The sequence below is a fragment of the Caldivirga sp. genome, from assembly GCF_023256255.1.
Taxonomy (GTDB): domain Archaea; phylum Thermoproteota; class Thermoprotei; order Thermoproteales; family Thermocladiaceae; genus Caldivirga.
This window is the reverse complement of record NZ_JAGDXD010000037.1, coordinates 1-2929: the sequence shown is the minus strand read 5'-3', so window position 1 is coordinate 2929 and position 2929 is coordinate 1. Positions and strand designations below refer to the sequence as shown.

General features: G+C 44.0%; 3 protein-coding genes and 1 pseudogene. 1 reads left to right on the top strand and 3 read right to left on the bottom strand.

The annotated features are described in order from the left end of the window. Nucleotides 1-314 (bottom strand): MFS transporter (locus tag Q0C29_RS06025; RefSeq protein WP_367173635.1); only part of this gene is annotated, 314 nt, incomplete at its 3' end. Between the two features lie 63 nt (nt 315-377). Beyond that, nucleotides 378-1607: a threonine synthase gene (gene thrC / locus Q0C29_RS06020; RefSeq protein WP_291999757.1), complete on the bottom strand. Its 1230-nt coding sequence runs from the start codon at nt 1605-1607 to the stop codon at nt 378-380. Nucleotides 1608-1734: 127 nt separating this feature from the next. Here thrC and Q0C29_RS06015 point away from each other — a divergent pair, with 127 nt between their 5' ends. Further along, entirely contained in the window at nt 1735-2715 is a 981-nt protein-coding gene (locus Q0C29_RS06015; RefSeq protein ID WP_291999756.1) for a homoserine dehydrogenase, read from the top strand. Nucleotides 2716-2741: 26 nt separating this feature from the next. Here the strand turns inward: Q0C29_RS06015 and Q0C29_RS06010 are convergent. After that, a pseudogene (locus Q0C29_RS06010) lies at nt 2742-2929 on the bottom strand (Asd/ArgC dimerization domain-containing protein); the annotation flags it as partial.

Sequence of the window (2929 nt, the reverse complement as noted above, 5' to 3'; positions counted from 1 at the left end):
GGTAGGAAGCCCATTAGAAAGCTTGAAAGCCCCGCACCAAGCATTGTCACATATAGCACATACCTCCTACCAACCCTATCAGCCAGGTTTCCAAAGAAGACGCCACCAAGAGGCCTAACCGCCAGTGATACGCTGAAGGCGGCCAACGTAGCTAACATAGAACCTAAACGACCTAGCTGACCGAAGAATAGAGGAGCGATTATCGGCGCAACGAAGGCATAGGCGACAAAGTCATAGGCATCCATTCCCCAACCCAACATGGAGCCAACTACATTGCGCCAACTACTTACCTGGGTTTTAACCTCGTGACTCACTGATCTTTATCTTATATATTTTATTTAAATTTTACCATTATTTATAATCGATGGTATTAGAGTTCAATATTTTATTTTCACATTTCCATTAATAATTAGGGCTTTTAGCTCATTTATTGATGAAATACTAATAGCGTTATTATCACTACTTAGTAAAAGTGTATCTGGGTCTTTAAGTGCGTGTCCCGTGGCTATCAGTACTACCTTATCCTTTACATTAATTAATCCACTATTTAGGGCTTTTAGGTAACCGGCTAATGAAGCTGCGCTGGCAGGTTCAACCCCAATTCCCTCCTTACCAAGTATTCTTTGCGCGGCTAATATTTCATCGTCACTAACATCGATGAATGTACCGCCACTATACTTAACCGCTCTATATGCCCTGAACCAATTGACGGGTTTACCAATCCTTATGGCAGACGCCACGGTACTCGGTTTATCAACCTTAGCCTCACCTAAACCCCTCCAATACTTAACCAATGGTGCTGCCCCTGAGGCCTGCACACCAATCATTTTTGGCATTTTGTCTATTATATTGAGCTCCATCAATTCCCTAAACCCCTTCCAAATAGCATAAATATTCCCGCCATTACCCACAGGGACAAACACATAGTCAGGCACGCCACCCTCCTCGACAATTTCATAGGCAATCGTCTTCTGGCCCTCCAACCTCCACTGATTTATTGAATTAAGCGGATAATAACTGGCATTACCTGCACTACCACTTTCCAGGACAGTACTTAATACGTACTCCAATGCATTATCGAATGTTCCAGGCACTTCCACGATCCTTGCGCCATGTAGTATCGCTTGGCCAAGCTTACCCTTGGCAACACCACCCTTTGGTAAAACAACCATGCAGTCAATGCCAGCCCTCGCGGAGTAAGCCGCAGCTGAGGCGGCGGTATTGCCGGTGGATGCAACTATGACACCCCTGACACGTAGTGATGAAGCTAATGAGACGCCAACAGTCATACCTCTGTCCTTAAAGGATCCGGTTGGGTTGGCGCCCTCAAACTTAACATAGGCATTGGGGTAAGCCCTGAGCCTAATTAATGGTGTTGATCCCTCGCCCATCGTGACTACGTTTTTGAATTCAGGGAGTAGATCCCTGTACCTCCAAACACCTCTACCGCGTAGCTCGCCCCACCTAATCTTAATTTTCTCGGCAATAAGTAGGGCATCAAGTAATTCGCCACACCGTGGGCACCTCATTATGTATGGGCTGGGCTCAACCTCATAACCACACCTTGGGCATTTAAGGGCGTATTTACTTAACGGTTTTAATTGCATGTCTGGGTTTCCATTTCTATCCCCAGTCTTTTCTACAATTTAGGTTATTTAAGCATTATCATTAAATTAATAGGGTATTGAGTACCGTAGTAATACTTTAAATATAATCAATAAATCTAGCGCAAAAATGAGAGGCGTTAGGATCTTAATCATTGGTTTTGGAAATGTTGGACAGGCATTCTATGAACTTCTCAATACTAAGAGGGATTTACTCAGTTTCGATATTACCATCGGTGAGATAATCGATAGGAGTCGCGGCTACATAATTAACCCAGGCCCTGACATCCTCAAGGATGTCGCTAAGGGTAGATTAATAGGGCGTAAGGTGGATATTGACGAGATACCTAGGCTGATAACGGAAAGTAATGCAGATATAGTGTGTGAGTTTACAGATCTGAATGTTAAATCTAGGGGTGAGCCAGCCTTTACATACTTGTCAACGGCTATTAGGAGTGGTAAGCATGTGATCACGACCAATAAGGGGCCAATAGCCTTTCACTACGATGAGTTAATGGAATTAAGTAGAAAGTATAATAGGTTGGTTAGGTTTAAGGGCACTGTCATGGCTGGAACACCATCCTTCAACATACTTAAACTGCTACCTGGTGCTCACGTTGAGTACTTCATGGGTATCCTGAATGGAACCACGAACTTCATACTAAGTAGGATGTATGAGGAGGGCTTATCATTCAACGAAGCCCTCAAGCTAGCCCAGCAGCTGGGTTATGCCGAGGCTGACCCATCTCTGGACATTGATAGTATTGATGCCGCGCTTAAGGTTGTCATTCTCTCTAGGGTTATTGGTTGGGGACATAGGTTTGAGGATGTGGAGGTTGAGGGTATTAGGGACATTGACATTAGGAGGTATGGTGATAAGGTGATTAAGTTGGTAGCCTATGCAGACAAGGGTAAAGCCTACGTAAAGCCCACACCACTTGACAAGAATGATGTCCTTGCCCATGTATCACGTAATCTTAACGCGTTGAGGTTTAAGCTAGACACGTTAAGTGAATTGCTCATTATTGGGCCTGGGGCTGGTAAGTTCGAGACAGCACAGGCGGTACTTACGGACCTAGTAGACATAGTTAATTCCATAAGGCTTAGTTAAGTTCTAATAATTCCTTAGAATAGTTATTATAATATTTTTAGCGCCTTCATCGTTTCAAGGGTAAGTATTGTAATGCCTGCAGCACCGCGGACCAGATTATCCCCTAAGACAACCATTCTAAGTATATTGTTTCTAACGAGAACCCTACCAACACTAACAGCCATAGGGTCTAAATCCCTCATTGGCTGTGGTGCATCCACCCTATCGAGAACCT